A 15,414-nucleotide genomic window follows, 5' to 3' on the forward strand; every position below is an offset into this window, starting at 1 on the left:
ATAAAGAAGTTGGTTTACATCTAGGCTAAATAAAAAAAGATAAATGAAATTAAAAATCCATTGTCATTCATCCCAATAATGAACACAACGCTTTTTATTATTGACTAATTTTTTCATGAATAATGGCATCAATCATGCCTTCATCATAGGTTTGTTCTGCAAAATTGATAGAACCATCACGTTTCATAATAAGCGCTGTCGTGTTACGTGTACCATAACCATCACGTTTTACAAAAATGGATGATAATTCTCTTTCTCCCTCTAGGCCTATACCAGTATTTGGTAAACACTCATCTACAGGACGCACTGTATCTAAACCGATAGGTAATAGTTTTTCTACTGTTAACCTTTCTTCATTAACTGCGTTTTGAAATAACTGCTTCATGCGTTCAACTTTTGGCCATGGCGTATTGATACTAGCGTTACTTAAACCGTGTATACCCGCTTGTAATTCATTAATTCGATTGTCAATATTATTAAAATGAATGAGTTTCTTTCCATCATATACGAGTAAATTCATCGGACCATAATCCAATCTAACCGCTTGAATCGCAGCCATATAATCCTCGGCAGTTATATCGGAGCTAATGAAGTGACTAACAAGATCCCCGCGTGATTTTTCGCCTACTGGTTCTAATGTGAAATCGCGATAATTTGTAACTGCAGCAAAACGTCCATTGTTAGTAAGCGCTAACCAACTGCCTCCTCGCTCCACATCACGACCACCAAAAATCGTTGGCTGCTCATCCCAATAATGTGCCTGAAGTGATGCGCGTGCATAAAATTCATCACGGTTGGCTAGTACAATCAACGGTGTGTCCCCTTGGGGGTCAAATTGCAGTGAAATAATACACATTTTCATTCCTCCTTTACTATGTATAATTCGATTATCGCATAACTTATTGTTTTGCTAAACAAAATAGCCCTTTGTGAAATGGTTATTTTTCACAGAGGGCTATTTCTTTATAATAACTCTTTTAATTTTCTACGCATTAATTTACTAGCGCCATTTCTAGGTAATGTATCAACAATATGAATAGCTAGTGGGAGTTTATAGCGTGCCAATAGCCGTTCACAATGTTTTTGCAATTCTTGCTCACCTATTTGTCCTTCCGTGATAACAAAGGCCATAGGGCGCTGTCCCCATGTTGCATCGTCCACGCCACATACACCAGCATCAATTACTGCTGGATGCGTGATAAGAACATTTTCAATTTCTGCTGGATAAATGTTTTCCCCACCCGAAATAATCAAATCCGAACGACGATCGGCTACATATAAGTAACCTTCTTCATCCAAATAACCTAAATCGCCACTATATAACCAGCCATCTATTGTAGACGATTGTTGTGCATATTTACCAATATATCCAGGTGTAATATGTGCTCCTCGAATACAAATTTCTCCAATTTCACCTGCTTTTTCTGCGCCATCAATACGAATTTCATTGAATAATAATGCTTTACCAACTGAACCAATTTTCCGTAGTGCATCTTCATTGGCTAAAGTTGTTGTCTGACTTGCCGTTTCAGTCATTCCGTAAGTTTGCGTTACTTTAATACCAAGTCTGTACGCCCGTTTTAAATAATCTTGCGGTATGGGGCCACCGCCTGCTAACATCATTTGAAAACGCGGTGATACGCTGGCATCATCACTTTCTAATTGTGCGACTATTTTTTGTAACATCAACGACACGACAGACATACGTGTTGCACTACCCTCAACTAATTGTTTTGTCACTGCTTTAACATCAAAGCTACTATATAAATCTAAGCGTACACCATGTAATAAGCTTTTACAGAGCATTGAAAAACCACTTATATGAAAAAGTGGCATTGTACAAATCCAAGCATCCCCTTCTATTAAACCGCTATTATAAAGCGATGAGGTTGCACTTGCCACATGGTTACCGACAGTTTGTCTAACACCCTTGGGATTCCCTGTCGTACCTGAAGTATACATAATTGTCATTGTATGATCTGTCTGCCATTGTTGTGCGACAAGCGGACGATCACATGGACCATCCACTTGCGATAAAAGGATTTTCTGCCTCGTACTATTTGTAATATGACTGGTCAGATGGTCTTCGATTATAATGGCATCCACTTGAGCATCATCAATCTGATATGCTAATTCTGCCTCTGATAAACGAAGATTTAATAGGACCATCTCTACTTGCAATTGCATGCAGCCCATTAATAGATGGATTAATTCCGCTGATGATGTGACATAAATAGCCACCCTTGAATTATCCTCTATACCTTGTGCGCGCAGTGCGGCTGCTTTTTGCAATGAAATTTGGTGCAATTCTTCAAATGTCCATGATTGATTGTTATATGTTAACGCGCATCGGTTAGGTGTAATAGACGCTCTTTGTTCAATCCAATTTGGTATCATCTATTATTCCCCCTTAATTAGTAGTCAATATTGTTATTATATCATTAGTTTTAAAAAAAAAGCCTCTGGCATCACGAGGATGACAGAGACTTTCAAAATATTATTATTTATTATTATTTAAAGCGACAGCAATTTTAGCGCCAACTAATGCATTATTTTTTACTAATGCAATATTAGCTACTAGGCTCTTACCTTCTGTTAATTCTTTTACTTTACCTAATAGGAATGGTGTTACATCTTTACCATGAATACCTTGCTCATTTGCTTCAGCAAGAGCCTTCATAATAATATCTGTAATAAAGTCGTGATCTAATGCATCCACTTCAGGAATTGGGTTCGCAATTACTGCGCCACCCTTCATATTTAAATTCCATTTTGTGCGTAAAGTATTCGCTACTTCTTCTGGTGTATTCACACGGAAATTGACATCAAAACCTGATTGACGTGTGAAAAAGGCTGGTAATTCATCCGTACCATATCCCATAACTGGCACACCTTTTGTTTCAAGGAATTCTAAAGTTAAACCAATATCAAGTATAGATTTAGCACCGGCACATACTACGCCTACTTTAGAAGTAGCTAATTCTTCTAAATCTGCAGAAATATCCATCGTTGTTTCAGCACCACGATGAACACCGCCGATTCCGCCTGTTACGAATAATTCAATACCTGCTAATTCAGCTGCGATCATTGTAGCTGCCACAGTTGTTGCACCGATTTTTTTCGTAGCAATCAAGTAAGGAATATCACGACGTGAAGCTTTTGCAACATCTTTTGCATTACCGAACATTTCTAATTCTTCGTCCGATAGACCAATTTTGATTTTACCATCAATAATTGCGATAGTCGCTGGTACTGCACCATGATCACGTAAAATTTGTTCTACTTCACGTGCAGTTTGAACATTTTGTGGGTAGGGCATACCATGTGAAATAATTGTTGATTCAAGTGCTACGATTGGTAGACCCGCTTCCATACCTTTTTGTACCTCTTGTGATAGTTCGATGTATTGTTTCATTATTATAATTCCTCCAGTTCATTTTCTAATAATTCTTTTGTCAATTCTGGTCTTACTGTAAACGGTGATTCTAATGTACGCTTAGCATTTATTAAACCTGCTTCAATTGATTTTTCAATTGGCTGTTTTTCTAACCAAGCGTGGATAACAGCAGCTACAAAAGCATCACCGGCACCTGTAACATCTTCTACATGATCAACTGCTTTTGCGGAAAAATGACTTGGCATCAAGGTCTTGTTCGCAGCATAAACACCCTTTGCGCCAGCCGTAATAACAATATTTTCAGCACCTAGTGCTAAAATTTTTGGCAGGGCTTTCAAATAATCATTTTCTGACTTTATCTTCATATTCAATAATGTTTCAGCTTCATCCGTATTACAAATGAACCAAGTAACACCTTGCAATGTTTCAGGCATACGATCCATTTTTGGAGAGGATACTGGAATAATAACAAATGGTACATTGCGTGCAATGGCAAATTGTTGAATATATTCAATCGTATCTTTTGGACAGTTCAAGTCAATTACAATAACAGGAGTCGTGGATAACGCCATATCATGCTTCATTAATATTTTTGGTTTTAACTCCTCATAGACATCCATATTGGCTGTAGCAAGAACCAGCTCGCCATCCTCTGCCATAATCGCTGTATAAGAACCTGTAGAACAATGTGTTAATAACTCCACATCATCTAGGTTAATATAGGCTTCTGATGCTGCGACAATAGCTTGCCAATCCATATCTTTACCTGCCGTTGTCAACAACCCAACCTTATTGTCTAGTCGTCCTAAGTTTTCTGCGATATTTCGTGCAACACCACCAACACTTTGCATTGATGTTACGGGATTGGATGTTCCCATTTGCAAATGACCTTTAAGATGCATTTTACGATCAATATTGGCACCGCCAATGCAGACAATATTATTTTCTCTTGGCAATACATATGCTCGACCAATAATTTTCCCTTTTTTAACTAAACCAGAAATCAAATTGGCAAGAGCAGGTCTTGACATATCTAACTTTACAGCCATATCCTGCTGTGACATAAATGGATTATCTTTTATAAGCTTAATCAATGCTTGCTCTCTATCCGTCAATTTCATCACCCTAAGTTATATTTGTTTATATTATAAACATAAGTTTCAATTTCGTCAATTGTTTATTTTTTAAACATTTGTTTGTGGTAATTGCATGAAGTTTTATTGGTTCTATTATATATGTTGGGGTATTAAAACAATTCATGTTTTAGACAATTAGAAATAGCGAAAGCTTTCCGCCGACAAGTATCGCACTTTTTATTTTCACCGTAGGTGAAAATAAAGGATTGCTTACTACTTGTTTTTCGGCAGGAGTCCTCGCTATTTCTTTTAATCATGATGAACATACCTAAAAATAGACAGAAAAAAGCACATAAAATGGTTTGAACGACTTATGGTTTTGTATTATAAGCATCGACGCTATGTCTGTTCTTGTGGAAAACGTTTTTCAGAAAAAACTTCTTTTATTGAACGTGATCAACGCTTTTCAAAAGAATGGCATCAAGCGATTCAAATGCTATGCGTTAAATCACCTACATTCCAATCAGTTGCTGAGAAAATGGGGACGTCTAGTTCAACTGTTATTCGTCGTTTTGATCAAGTCGCAGAACAACAATTAGTGTCAGGTGTCACGCTACCAAAAGCAATCGCAATTGATGAGTATAAAGGAGATACAAATGCAGGTAAATTCCAACTAATCATTGCCAATGCAGAAACACATGAACCGATTGATATCTTGCCAAATCGTCGAAAAGATACGATAAAACAGTACTTACAAAGGTTCGGTGATCAAGTAGAAATCGTTGTAATGGATATGAATCAAAGCAGCTGTAATAATACGTTCATCACTCATCGCAATATGTGTTTTAAATCCAAAGAAAGCTGAGTCCGCAGATTTATGTCCTACGCGTGCGTCTGGATCACTTGAGTAACTCAGTTGTATTTCATAATCATCAATCACTTCTTTTAAAACATTTAACTTTTCTTTTACAGCCGGGATATGCGCTATCTTTGATTGCGTTTCCACAACTTCTACAACTTGACGATAGTAGCCCAATTCTTCTCCAACTTCATTTATCAACGAGTTCATTGATCTGGCGAAGCATATTATCTTTTGGAATGATTAAATCATATAGTGCCATATAGGGACTTAAGTTAAGGGTTTCTTGTTTGAAAATCATGGTCGCACCACCTTTAATTAGTAACTACTATTATACAGGATGGTCCGTGACCGGGCGAGACCACATTTTAACCCATGAATAGTACAAGTTGATGGAGTGCAGGCGGCGACTTCTGCGGGAACAGCACGAGCGGAAGCACCCGGACTGAGCGAAGCGAGGGAGAAGGCTGGAGCCGTGCCCGCGAAAAGCGTCCGCCGGAACGGAATCAACGGCTACGAGGAAAAGCGAGGACAGGAACGAATTTCGTTCCTGTCCTCGCTTATATGTGCATAAGTGGACTTTTTCAGTGCCCTCCTACAAGAGAGATTCCTTTTTTCCAATATACCGAGATGAATCACCGACGCGTGGTGATGTAAATTATACCGTTCGCTTCAAGCTATATTGCCTTATAACTTATGGGAAACGAGGGAATTGACCAAAGTCTGGCTCGCGTTTTTCTTTGAAAGCATCGCGACCTTCTTTTGCTTCTTCAGAAGTGTAATAAAGAAGTGTAGCATCTCCAGCAAGTTGTTGGATACCAGCTAAACCATCTGAATCAGCGTTAAATGCACCTTTAAGCATGCGAAGTGCCATCGGAGAAAGAGCGTTCATCTCTTCACACCATTGAACTGTTTCATCCTCTAGTTGAGCATATGGTACCACTGTATTTACTAAGCCCATATCAAGTGCTTCTTGCGCATCGTATTGACGGCATAAGAACCAAATTTCACGCGCTTTTTTGTGCCCAACGATGCGTGCTAAGTACCCCGCACCATATCCACCATCAAATGAACCAACACGAGGGCCAGTTTGACCGAAGCGAGCATTATCTGCTGCGATTGTTAAATCACAAACGATATGAAGGACATGTCCGCCACCAATTGCATAACCAGCTACCATTGCTACTACTGGTTTTGGAATTTTACGAATTAACGTTTGTAAATCTAGTACGTTTAAACGTGGAATATTATCTTCTCCCACATATCCACCGTTACCACGAACTTTTTGATCTCCACCAGAACAGAATGCTTTTTCACCTTCACCAGTTAAGATGATTGCACCGATTTTTGCATTGTCGCGTGCGCGAGAAAATGCATCAATCATTTCAGCAGTTGTTTTTGGACGGAATGCGTTGCGAACCTCAGGACGGTTGATCGTAATTTTAGCGATACCATTATAAGATTCATATTTAATGTCTTCATAGACATGTTCAGTTACCCATTGACGAGTCATGAATGAACTCCTCCTAATATATATATTATAGTTGATCCTTTATTATTGTAGCAAAAGATTCTGGATTTTCCACATGAATTGCATGGCCAACACGAGAAACTTTAATCACTGTGCTATCTAGCAAATGTTCTGCCATTTTTTCAGCGATGCTACAAAATTTAGTATCAAGCTCACCTACTAATAATACCACAGGTTTAGATAGTTGTGACAGACTTGACCAGTACGATTTTTGCTGCCCTGTACCCATCCCTCTCAAACTATTTGCTAAACCACATGCACTTTGCTGTAGACGCTCTGTACGAATTGCTTGCTGCATTTGAATTGGCAATGTTTTTTGGCTAGTAAATAATGCAAGATCCTGCCAATAATCTACGAAAGCCTCGATACCGTCCTCTGTAATACGTGCTGCTAATAATTCGTCGTGCTGCATGCGTACTTCACGATCCTCACGCGCTGCAAGGCCAGGCGAGGCACTTTCTAAGATTAACTTGTCAATGCACTCTGGGTATTGCATAGCAAAAGCTAATGCAACACGTCCTCCCATAGAATAACCAATGACTGTTGCAGTAGAAATTTGACGTTCTTGAAAAAAAGTGTGCAAGATAGATACTTGCTCTTCCATCGTATAGTGTTGAACTTGCTTTGGTGCTGCACTAAGTCCGTGACCAATTAAATCTAGTGCGATGATACGGTAATTGGCTGGTAATTTGGCCATAAGTTGTTGCCAAGTTGTGCTACTTCCAGTGAAGCCATGTAATAATACGATTGTTTTTTGCTGCTTAGGATGAACGATTGTATAGTGAACATCCAATCCATTAATTGTTGTCATAACGTCTACCATATTGTTTCAAGCTCCTCATTAATCTGTTGCCATAACATGCGGTGTGCCAATACGTTTGCTTGACGATTTGTTGCTACTTCAATAATGCGTAATGGTTTCACTTTTGGTTGGCTGAATACTGTGGCAAATTGTTCTTTAGAATCTACAGCATCATACTGTGCATCATACATCGCAGCTAAATGATTGAACTGTAAACCTGTTGGCGTACCAAATAAAGTTTCATAGTGCTTTTCGACGGAGGCTTGTGCCAAATAAGAGAAGATCCCCCCGCCGTCATTATTCATGACGATAATCGTTAGATCTACAGCTTGATAACGACTAGCAATTAAACCATTACTATCATGTAAAAATGCTAAATCGCCGATTAGTAAATAACTTTGTCGTCCACTAGCCAACTGGGTGCCGATTGCTGTTGATACAACGCCATCAATACCGTTCGTCCCTCTGTTCGCATAGACATGAATATTTCTTGTCGTCTTCGTAAAAAACGTATCTACATCACGGATTGGCATGCTACTACTTACGATAAGATCGCTACCATCTGGCATCATAGTGAAAAATAATCCCGCAATAGCTCCTTCATCTTCTTCACTTGCTATATAATTCGTGATTTTTGTAGTAGCAATAGTATTTGCTGCTAGCCATTTGCTACAGTAATCTTTATCAAATATTTCATTTGCACTCGTAAAACTAGTTAACCACTTGTCGACTGGCGCGTGAATATGCATCGTCACGATACCAACTGGGTCTCTAAAAATGGCATCTTCATCAATGACGATAAAATATTCTGGACGCACAGCTTTTAAAAATAGTGTTAACGGTTTTGATACAGGCTGTGCGCCAAATCGAATGACGGTTTGTGGTGCCATACGATGCTTAAACTGTTCATTTTTTAAAATGGCGTCATAGTGATCAATCACAAAGTCAGCACAATCTGCTGGTATATTGGTGCGTAAATGCGATAGACTTTCCACAAGTACAGGCCATTTGAGTTGACGTATGAAGGCCCACAAATAACGTAGATCTACATGCTGTGGTAAATCACCTATCACAATAAAGCCTTTTTTTGTCGCCTCTATTTGTGTTTTAAATGCCGCAAGTGTTGCTGCACTAGGCGCTACGTCTGCTGGAAAAACAACTTCCATTCTAGCAGGAGGAAGCTGCTCTTGAAAATCGATTAACAACGGCTCTCTAAATGGAATATTAACATGAACCGGTCCACGTGGATTATCCATTGCCATTGTCGTGACACGTGTCATTTGACGCGCAATATATGGCAGCGTGTGTAAATCGTTATCTGGTATCGGTAAATCTACTGTCATCTTCACATGGTGACCATAGAGATTCGGCTGATTGATTGCCTGTGGAGCCCCTACACCACGCAATTCATGTGGGCGGTCTGCCGTAAGGACAATCAAGGGGACCCGTGCATAATAAGCTTCGATAATTGCTGGAAAATAATTTGCTGCCGCTGTACCTGATGTACATAATAAAACAACTGGTGCTGCCTTTGTTTTGGCTATACCTAATGCTAAAAATGCTGCTGAACGCTCATCTACATGACGAACAATTTTAAATTCCTTACTGGAGGCAAATGCGTAAGCTAATGCTGTTGAACGTGAACCTGGACTAATGACTACGTCAACAACTCCCGCACTATGCAATGCTCCTATCAGTTCATATACATAATCAGTTAATATTCGATTAGTCGTCATTTAATTGTCCTCCTAATGCACGCAACATCGGGCGAAACTTCACTAACGTTTCGTCGTATTCACTCATCGCCTCTGAATCTGCGACAATGCCACCTCCGGCATATAAAAATGCCTTTTTTTGTTGTAATAGTGCTGAGCGTATAGCTACAGCAAATTCGCCATCACCCTCCGCATTCATCCAACCGATAGGACCTGCATATAAGCCACGGTTCATCGGTTCATAATCGCGAATCATATCCATTGCCTTGCCACGTGGTGAGCCTCCTAAAGCGGGTGTGGGATGCAAGTTGGCAACCATTTGCAAAATGGTTGCCCCCTCATTCAAATCACCTTCTACAGGTGTATATAAATGTTGAATATCACGAATACGTAATAATTGTGGTGCTGTCGGCACTGTATAATTTATGCAATTTTCTTTAAATGATTGACTGATCATTTCTACTACATATTGATGTTCCTGTAAATTTTTCGCATCATTTAACAGACTTTGACCAAGCTGATCATCCATTTCTTTTGTAGCTCCACGCTTGATCGAGCCTGCTATACAGGATGAGTAGGCTTTGTTATCTTTGACAAGTACTAAGCGTTCTGGTGAAGCACCAAAAAATAAATTCTGCTCTTTTTCTAAAGCAAACAAATAGCTCTCTGGTTGCTCTGCATATACTTGTGCAAGTACATTAGACGCCGTCACTTCAGCACTAAATTCCAACGCTAAAGAACGGGCGATTACTACTTTCTCCGCCACGCCTTCTTTAATTTTATCCGTCACCTGTGTAATGGATTGTAAATATTCTTCTTTATACGGCTCCATCATAGATGTCACATGCAATTTTGCATATGATTTCGAACCACGAACCTGCGCTTTATGTAGCAGTTCGTCGCGTTCGGCATTACAACGTTTAATGTCTTCAACAGTGATTGCTTCGCGAGACACAATATGACTGTTCACATACATCTTTTCATTTCTAATAACGAGCTGATGCGTCGCTAAAGCAAAATAGGCATGAGAAAAATGAGACCATTCATTCGATACAGCTTTTTTAGGGTCGAAAGTATAGCTACCAAATAGAATTGGCTGCTGTGGATAGTCCTTGTAATTGGATACAGCTATTAATGCCTTCCACTGCTGTTCTACTGTTTCATAACGACTTTCATCCTCATTGCTTTCAATCGTATACGCATGACCTAACCCTACTAATGTAAAATTCTTTTCTCTATTTTGCCAAAAGAAACGTTTACCATCAAACGCATCTTCTCCTGCTTCAAAAAACGCCAAAGCTGATAGTCGCTCCACTTCGATCGTGTCGATAAAGAAATGGACTGTCGACTGATCTTTTTTGCTAGGATCGTCGTTTGTAGTCGACAACTTACGATTCATCAAAATTCCCTCCGTTAATAGATTCATTTTCTAACTGGAATCTACTCGTGCATACTTATTAATCCTTTACTATCATACCTCTTTATAAACATTTCAGCACATAATAAATACTATTTACATTCGATTTGAGTGACGAATCTTTCGAAATTTGTCGCTGCAATACCAATAATCTCAGCCTCCGTAAAATGTGGTGCTAAGTGCTGCAATAATAGTTGTGCATCTTGACAATTTTGTAACTCTTCAATTTTATAGGCCATACCATCAAAATCCGAACCTAACCCTAACTTATCAGCACCGACTAGTTTAGCAGCATACATAAAGTGAGCGACCAATTCTTCAATATGCACACCTTTTTCTTGCCCATTTTTTACAAATAACGGATAGTAGACGAGGTGAATATGGCCGCCGGCTTCCACTAACGCCGTCATTTGGTCGTCCTTCAAATTTCTTGGACAAGGACAAAGTGTATGCACATTTGAATGACTTGCTACTACATGCTTCGCTAGTGGTAGCACATCCCAAAAACTTTGTTCATTTAAATGTGTGACATCAACAATAATATTATGATCGTTTAATAATTGAAGCGCTTGTTGTCCAAATTCTTTTAACCCTTTTGTCGGATCTTCAATTGCACCATAAGCGACAGCATTCTCATTATTCCATGTTAAACCAGCCAATAAAATACCCGCATCAATGAAACTCTGCAGTTTATTCAAATCATCACCAATCGCATCTAAACCTTCCATGCTTAAAATAGCGCCAATTTGACCATCCTTCAATTGTGCAAGTTGTTGCCAATTCGTAATATGTACCAATTCATCGTAAGGAGCAACTACTTCATATTGAAACTTTTCAATTTGACGTAGCGCCTCCAAATACTTTAATGATTGCGGTATATTTTCATCGACAAAAATAGCAAATACCTGTGCTTTAGCCTTCATTGCTTTCAAACCGTTTAAGGTAACATCCAACTCGGGGCTATTTAAAAAAGACAGAGGCTCTTCTGCTATAGCTAATTTATATAATACGTCACAATGCAAATCTATAATATTCATTCTTACACCTCTTCACTAATTTTAATCGTCATTTAATAGTATCACTTTTTACCATTGTAAGTAGAAAAAACCTACTGAATCAATTAGGATTCAATAGGTTTTTAGATTCTCCATACTAATCAGACTCATCACTTATAGTAAAATCTACATTGCTTTATACAATTTTAATGTATCTAAGATATTAAATTGTTCCGTACGATTTGTTCCCGGTGCATTTAAAACAATGGCTGCATATTCTTTCCCATTTTTTGAGGCAAGTGATGCTAATGATAATCCACTTTCTGGGGTATAACCTGTTTTACCACCTAAGAGAATAAAGTTTCTTTTTTTCGTCATATCCAACTTACTAAACATCGAACTTTTAAAACTTAATCCCTGTGCGCGATAAGATGTAGATGCAACAGTATGTTGCTTCGCTTCAAATATTTTACGATAACTAGGATTTTTCACAGCATATTGTACTAACTTCATTAAATCATGTGCAGTCGTATAATGCTGATGGTCATGCAAACCTTCTACATTTTTAAACTTTGTATTATTCATACCCAGTGTCTTCGCTTTTTGATTCATAAGTTTCACAAAGTCTTTTTCATTTCCTGATACATGCAAGGCAAGCGCTAATGAAGCATCCGCACCAGAAGGCAACATAACACCGTATAACAGATCTTTTGCCTCTACTTGTTCATTCGGTTGAAAACCGGCTACGGAAGCATTAGCATTAGTGATATAAGGAAATATAGATGCTGGGACAGTTACCTTTGTATGCAGATTATCTATTTCTTCAATAGCTACAAGCACCGTCATCATTTTTGTTAGCGATGCAGGAAAAGCTTTTTGGTCTGCATTTTTCGCAAAGATGACTTTTTCATCTGTTAAGTCAAAAAGTAACACTTCTTTACTCTTAAGTTTAAGTTGTAAATCATTTTTATCAGCTATAGGTAATTCAATTTCTTTTGGTTTTACTATCTCAGGTATTATTTTTTTATTCTCTTTATCTACTTTTTTTTCATCTGTTTGCTGACCTTTATCGATAAACATAACAGTTGCCACTGTAGCGACACCCAATACTAGCATACAAGCATACATAATCAACAACCACTTCTTCAAACTACTTCACTCCTTAATTCAATTCCATTTAAGCTTGTATATTTATATAGTCCAACCATTATATCAAAAAAAAAAGCAAGTGCATAAGAATGCACTTGCTTTTTAGTATGACCCCTACGGGATTCGAACCCGTGTTACCGCCGTGAAAGGGCGGTGTCTTAACCGCTTGACCAAGGGGCCTACATATGGCGGAGAAGGAGGGATTTGAACCCTCGCACCGGTTGCCCGATCTACACCCTTAGCAGGGGCGCCTCTTCAGCCACTTGAGTACTTCCCCATATGGCTCCGTTGACAGGACTCGAACCTGTGACCCTCTGATTAACAGTCAGATGCTACTACCAACTGAGCTACAACGGAACAATTTAATTTTTTAATGGTGGGCCTAAATGGACTCGAACCATCGACCTCACGCTTATCAGGCGTGCGCTCTAACCAGCTGAGCTATAGGCCCATTATTGGAGCGGGTGAAGGGAATCGAACCCTCATCATCAGCTTGGAAGGCTGAGGTTTTACCACTAAACTACACCCGCAAAATGGTGGGTCGGGACGGAATCGAACCGCCGACACTTAGAGCTTCAATCTAATGCTCTACCAACTGAGCTACCGACCCAACTTAAAAACTTTAATTTTAATGAATCTCAGTTTATCTTCATTAAAATTTTATTTATTCTTCATACATGTATATGTATAAAAATGGCGGTCTGGACGGGACTCGAACCCGCGACCTCCTGCGTGACAGGCAGGCATTCTAACCAGCTGAACTACCAGACCATTGGTTGCGGGGACAGGATTTGAACCTGCGACCTTCGGGTTATGAGCCCGACGAGCTACCACTGCTCCACCCCGCGACAATGTTATTATTCATTATCCACTTCATAATACTTTATTTAATTGCTAGTATTAGTTGTGTTTAATTTTAATAATTAGTTGAAACGTCACTTTGTTGCTTTATTTAATAAGGTAAAAATGGAAGAGGAAGAGGGATTCGAACCCCCGCGCGATTTGACTCGCCTGTCGGTTTTCAAGACCGATCCCTTCAGCCAAACTTGGGTATTCCTCCATGATAATATAAAAGGTATTTATGGTGGACCTTGCAGGACTCGAACCTGCGACCGGACGGTTATGAGCCGTCTGCTCTAACCAACTGAGCTAAAGGTCCTTTAGGTAATATAGCGGCCGAGGGGATCGAACCCCCGACCTTTCGGGTATGAACCGAACGCTCTAGCCATCTGAGCTAGGCCGCCATAATAAGTAGTTTGGTTAAAGTATAAAATTGGTGGAGCCTAGCGGGATCGAACCGCTGACCTCCTGCGTGCAAGGCAGGCGCTCTCCCAGCTGAGCTAAGGCCCCATTAACTGGTATTTTTTAAAATGGTCGGAATGACAGGATTCGAACCTGCGACCCCTTGGTCCCAAACCAAGTGCTCTACCAAGCTGAGCTACATTCCGTTTATATGGTGCGCCCAGAAGAAGTCGAATCTCCAACCTTCTGATTCGTAGTCAGATGCTCTATCCAATTGAGCTATGGGCGCAAAAAGTATTATTTTTTCATTAAAGTTAAAATATGGTGCCGAGGGCCGGAATCGAACCGGCACGGTGATCACTCACCGCAGGATTTTAAGTCCTGTGCGTCTGCCAGTTCCGCCACCCCGGCATATTGGAGCGGAAGACGAGGTTCGAACTCGCGACCCCCACCTTGGCAAGGTGATGTTCTACCACTGAACTACTTCCGCAATATGCTGTAAGATATTTATATCTGACAAGTTATTTAATTTTAAAATAATTATGGTGCGGGTGAAGGGAGTCGAACCCCCACGCCTTGCGGCGCTAGATCCTAAGTCTAGTGCGTCTGCCAGTTCCGCCACACCCGCATAATAAAAATGGTGAGTCATGTAGGATTCGAACCTACGACCCTCTGATTAAAAGTCAGATGCTCTACCAACTGAGCTAATGACTCAAGCAAAATATGGTGCCGGCGAAAGGAGTCGAACCCTCGACCTACTGATTACAAGTCAGTTGCTCTACCAACTGAGCTACACCGGCATATTTCGAAAGAATTGGTGGAGGATGACGGGATCGAACCGCCGACCCTCTGCTTGTAAGGCAGATGCTCTCCCAGCTGAGCTAATCCTCCATTATATATAGCTTGGCAACGTCCTACTCTCACAGGGGGAAACCCCCAACTACCATCGGCGCTAAAGAGCTTAACTTCCGTGTTCGACATGGGAACGGGTGTGACCTCTTTGCCATCATTACCAAACTATTTTTACTTAAGATTTCTCTTAAGGACAAGAATAATCATATCAATTATTTCATAAAAAGTCAATAACTTTTCTAAAATAATATTATTATTCTTTCAAAACTGGATAAACGGTTCATTGAAATGTTTTGTAACTTCGTGGTTAAGTCCTCGATCGATTAGTATTCGTCAGCTCCGTATGTCGCCACACTTCCACCTCGAACCTATCTACCTT

Annotated in this window: 10 protein-coding genes, 20 tRNA genes, 1 rRNA gene and 1 pseudogene; 1 reads left to right on the forward strand and 31 read right to left on the reverse strand. The window is 39.7% G+C overall.

Annotation, left to right across the window (positions count from 1 at the left end; all coding sequences use genetic code 11):
• Positions 1-97 precede the first annotated feature (97 nt).
• The 4 genes from DEX24_RS11760 to DEX24_RS11775 all read right to left on the reverse strand — a co-directional run bounded on the left by DEX24_RS11760 (position 98) and on the right by DEX24_RS11775 (position 4,518).
• Complete coding sequence (locus tag DEX24_RS11760; RefSeq protein ID WP_170112926.1) at positions 98-856, reverse strand: NRDE family protein; 759 nt, start codon at positions 854-856, stop codon at positions 98-100.
• A gap of 107 nt (positions 857-963) precedes the next feature.
• Complete coding sequence (locus tag DEX24_RS11765; RefSeq protein ID WP_109306624.1) at positions 964-2,397, reverse strand: o-succinylbenzoate--CoA ligase; 1,434 nt, start codon at positions 2,395-2,397, stop codon at positions 964-966.
• Positions 2,398-2,500: 103 nt separating this feature from the next.
• The gene (locus DEX24_RS11770) at positions 2,501-3,415 is read right to left on the reverse strand and encodes a pseudouridine-5'-phosphate glycosidase (protein ID WP_109306625.1); all 915 of its coding nucleotides are present in this window, start codon (positions 3,413-3,415) and stop codon (positions 2,501-2,503) included.
• 2 nt (positions 3,416-3,417) lie between these two features.
• A complete protein-coding gene (locus DEX24_RS11775; RefSeq protein WP_246131504.1) occupies positions 3,418-4,518 on the reverse strand; it encodes a carbohydrate kinase in 1,101 nt (366 codons plus the stop codon).
• A 328-nt stretch (positions 4,519-4,846) separates the two neighbouring features.
• Here DEX24_RS11775 and DEX24_RS11780 point away from each other — a divergent pair.
• A pseudogene (locus DEX24_RS11780) lies at positions 4,847-5,218 on the forward strand (helix-turn-helix domain-containing protein); the annotation flags it as partial.
• Between the two features lie 808 nt (positions 5,219-6,026).
• Here DEX24_RS11780 and menB read toward each other — a convergent pair.
• The 27 genes from menB to rrf all read right to left on the reverse strand — a co-directional run bounded on the left by menB (position 6,027) and on the right by rrf (position 15,200).
• A complete protein-coding gene (gene menB / locus DEX24_RS11795; protein WP_109306628.1) occupies positions 6,027-6,845 on the reverse strand; it encodes a 1,4-dihydroxy-2-naphthoyl-CoA synthase in 819 nt (272 codons plus the stop codon).
• Between the two features lie 25 nt (positions 6,846-6,870).
• A complete protein-coding gene (gene menH / locus DEX24_RS11800; RefSeq protein WP_109306629.1) occupies positions 6,871-7,686 on the reverse strand; it encodes a 2-succinyl-6-hydroxy-2,4-cyclohexadiene-1-carboxylate synthase in 816 nt (271 codons plus the stop codon).
• Positions 7,680-9,401, reverse strand: a complete 1,722-nt coding sequence (menD, locus tag DEX24_RS11805; protein WP_109306630.1) for a 2-succinyl-5-enolpyruvyl-6-hydroxy-3-cyclohexene-1-carboxylic-acid synthase — start codon at positions 9,399-9,401, stop codon at positions 7,680-7,682. Before menD ends, menH begins: the two co-directional genes overlap by 7 nt.
• The gene (locus tag DEX24_RS11810) at positions 9,391-10,779 is read right to left on the reverse strand and encodes an isochorismate synthase (RefSeq protein WP_109306631.1); all 1,389 of its coding nucleotides are present in this window, start codon (positions 10,777-10,779) and stop codon (positions 9,391-9,393) included. Before DEX24_RS11810 ends, menD begins: the two co-directional genes overlap by 11 nt.
• 110 nt (positions 10,780-10,889) lie before the next feature.
• The gene (locus DEX24_RS11815; RefSeq protein ID WP_109306632.1) at positions 10,890-11,834 is read right to left on the reverse strand and encodes a dipeptidase; all 945 of its coding nucleotides are present in this window, start codon (positions 11,832-11,834) and stop codon (positions 10,890-10,892) included.
• Positions 11,835-11,978: 144 nt separating this feature from the next.
• A complete protein-coding gene (locus tag DEX24_RS11820) occupies positions 11,979-12,941 on the reverse strand; it encodes a D-alanyl-D-alanine carboxypeptidase family protein (protein WP_146192990.1) in 963 nt (320 codons plus the stop codon).
• 108 nt (positions 12,942-13,049) lie between these two features.
• Positions 13,050-13,121, reverse strand: a tRNA-Glu gene (locus DEX24_RS11825).
• 6 nt (positions 13,122-13,127) lie between these two features.
• Positions 13,128-13,218, reverse strand: a tRNA-Ser gene (locus tag DEX24_RS11830).
• A gap of 3 nt (positions 13,219-13,221) precedes the next feature.
• Positions 13,222-13,298 (reverse strand) — tRNA-Asn (locus DEX24_RS11835).
• Between the two features lie 17 nt (positions 13,299-13,315).
• Positions 13,316-13,392, reverse strand: a tRNA-Ile gene (locus DEX24_RS11840).
• 5 nt (positions 13,393-13,397) lie between these two features.
• Positions 13,398-13,471 (reverse strand) — tRNA-Gly (locus DEX24_RS11845).
• A gap of 4 nt (positions 13,472-13,475) precedes the next feature.
• Positions 13,476-13,551: transfer RNA gene (locus DEX24_RS11850), tRNA-Phe, on the reverse strand.
• A gap of 84 nt (positions 13,552-13,635) precedes the next feature.
• Positions 13,636-13,712 (reverse strand) — tRNA-Asp (locus DEX24_RS11855).
• A gap of 2 nt (positions 13,713-13,714) precedes the next feature.
• A tRNA-Met gene (locus tag DEX24_RS11860) sits at positions 13,715-13,789 on the reverse strand.
• A gap of 119 nt (positions 13,790-13,908) precedes the next feature.
• A tRNA-Ser gene (locus tag DEX24_RS11865) sits at positions 13,909-14,001 on the reverse strand.
• A 22-nt stretch (positions 14,002-14,023) separates the two neighbouring features.
• A tRNA-Ile gene (locus DEX24_RS11870) sits at positions 14,024-14,100 on the reverse strand.
• A gap of 11 nt (positions 14,101-14,111) precedes the next feature.
• A tRNA-Met gene (locus DEX24_RS11875) sits at positions 14,112-14,185 on the reverse strand.
• A 30-nt stretch (positions 14,186-14,215) separates the two neighbouring features.
• Positions 14,216-14,291, reverse strand: a tRNA-Ala gene (locus tag DEX24_RS11880).
• A 21-nt stretch (positions 14,292-14,312) separates the two neighbouring features.
• Positions 14,313-14,389: transfer RNA gene (locus DEX24_RS11885), tRNA-Pro, on the reverse strand.
• Positions 14,390-14,395: 6 nt separating this feature from the next.
• A tRNA-Arg gene (locus DEX24_RS11890) sits at positions 14,396-14,472 on the reverse strand.
• A 33-nt stretch (positions 14,473-14,505) separates the two neighbouring features.
• Positions 14,506-14,594 (reverse strand) — tRNA-Leu (locus tag DEX24_RS11895).
• A gap of 4 nt (positions 14,595-14,598) precedes the next feature.
• Positions 14,599-14,673: transfer RNA gene (locus DEX24_RS11900), tRNA-Gly, on the reverse strand.
• Between the two features lie 53 nt (positions 14,674-14,726).
• A tRNA-Leu gene (locus DEX24_RS11905) sits at positions 14,727-14,811 on the reverse strand.
• A gap of 10 nt (positions 14,812-14,821) precedes the next feature.
• Positions 14,822-14,897: transfer RNA gene (locus tag DEX24_RS11910), tRNA-Lys, on the reverse strand.
• A 10-nt stretch (positions 14,898-14,907) separates the two neighbouring features.
• Positions 14,908-14,983: transfer RNA gene (locus DEX24_RS11915), tRNA-Thr, on the reverse strand.
• A 15-nt stretch (positions 14,984-14,998) separates the two neighbouring features.
• A tRNA-Val gene (locus tag DEX24_RS11920) sits at positions 14,999-15,074 on the reverse strand.
• A 10-nt stretch (positions 15,075-15,084) separates the two neighbouring features.
• A 5S ribosomal RNA gene (rrf, locus tag DEX24_RS11925) occupies positions 15,085-15,200 on the reverse strand.
• Between the last annotated feature and the right edge of the window lie 214 nt (positions 15,201-15,414).

The sequence above is a fragment of the Kurthia sibirica genome, from assembly GCF_003143975.1.
GTDB lineage: Bacteria > Bacillota > Bacilli > Bacillales_A > Planococcaceae > Kurthia > Kurthia sibirica.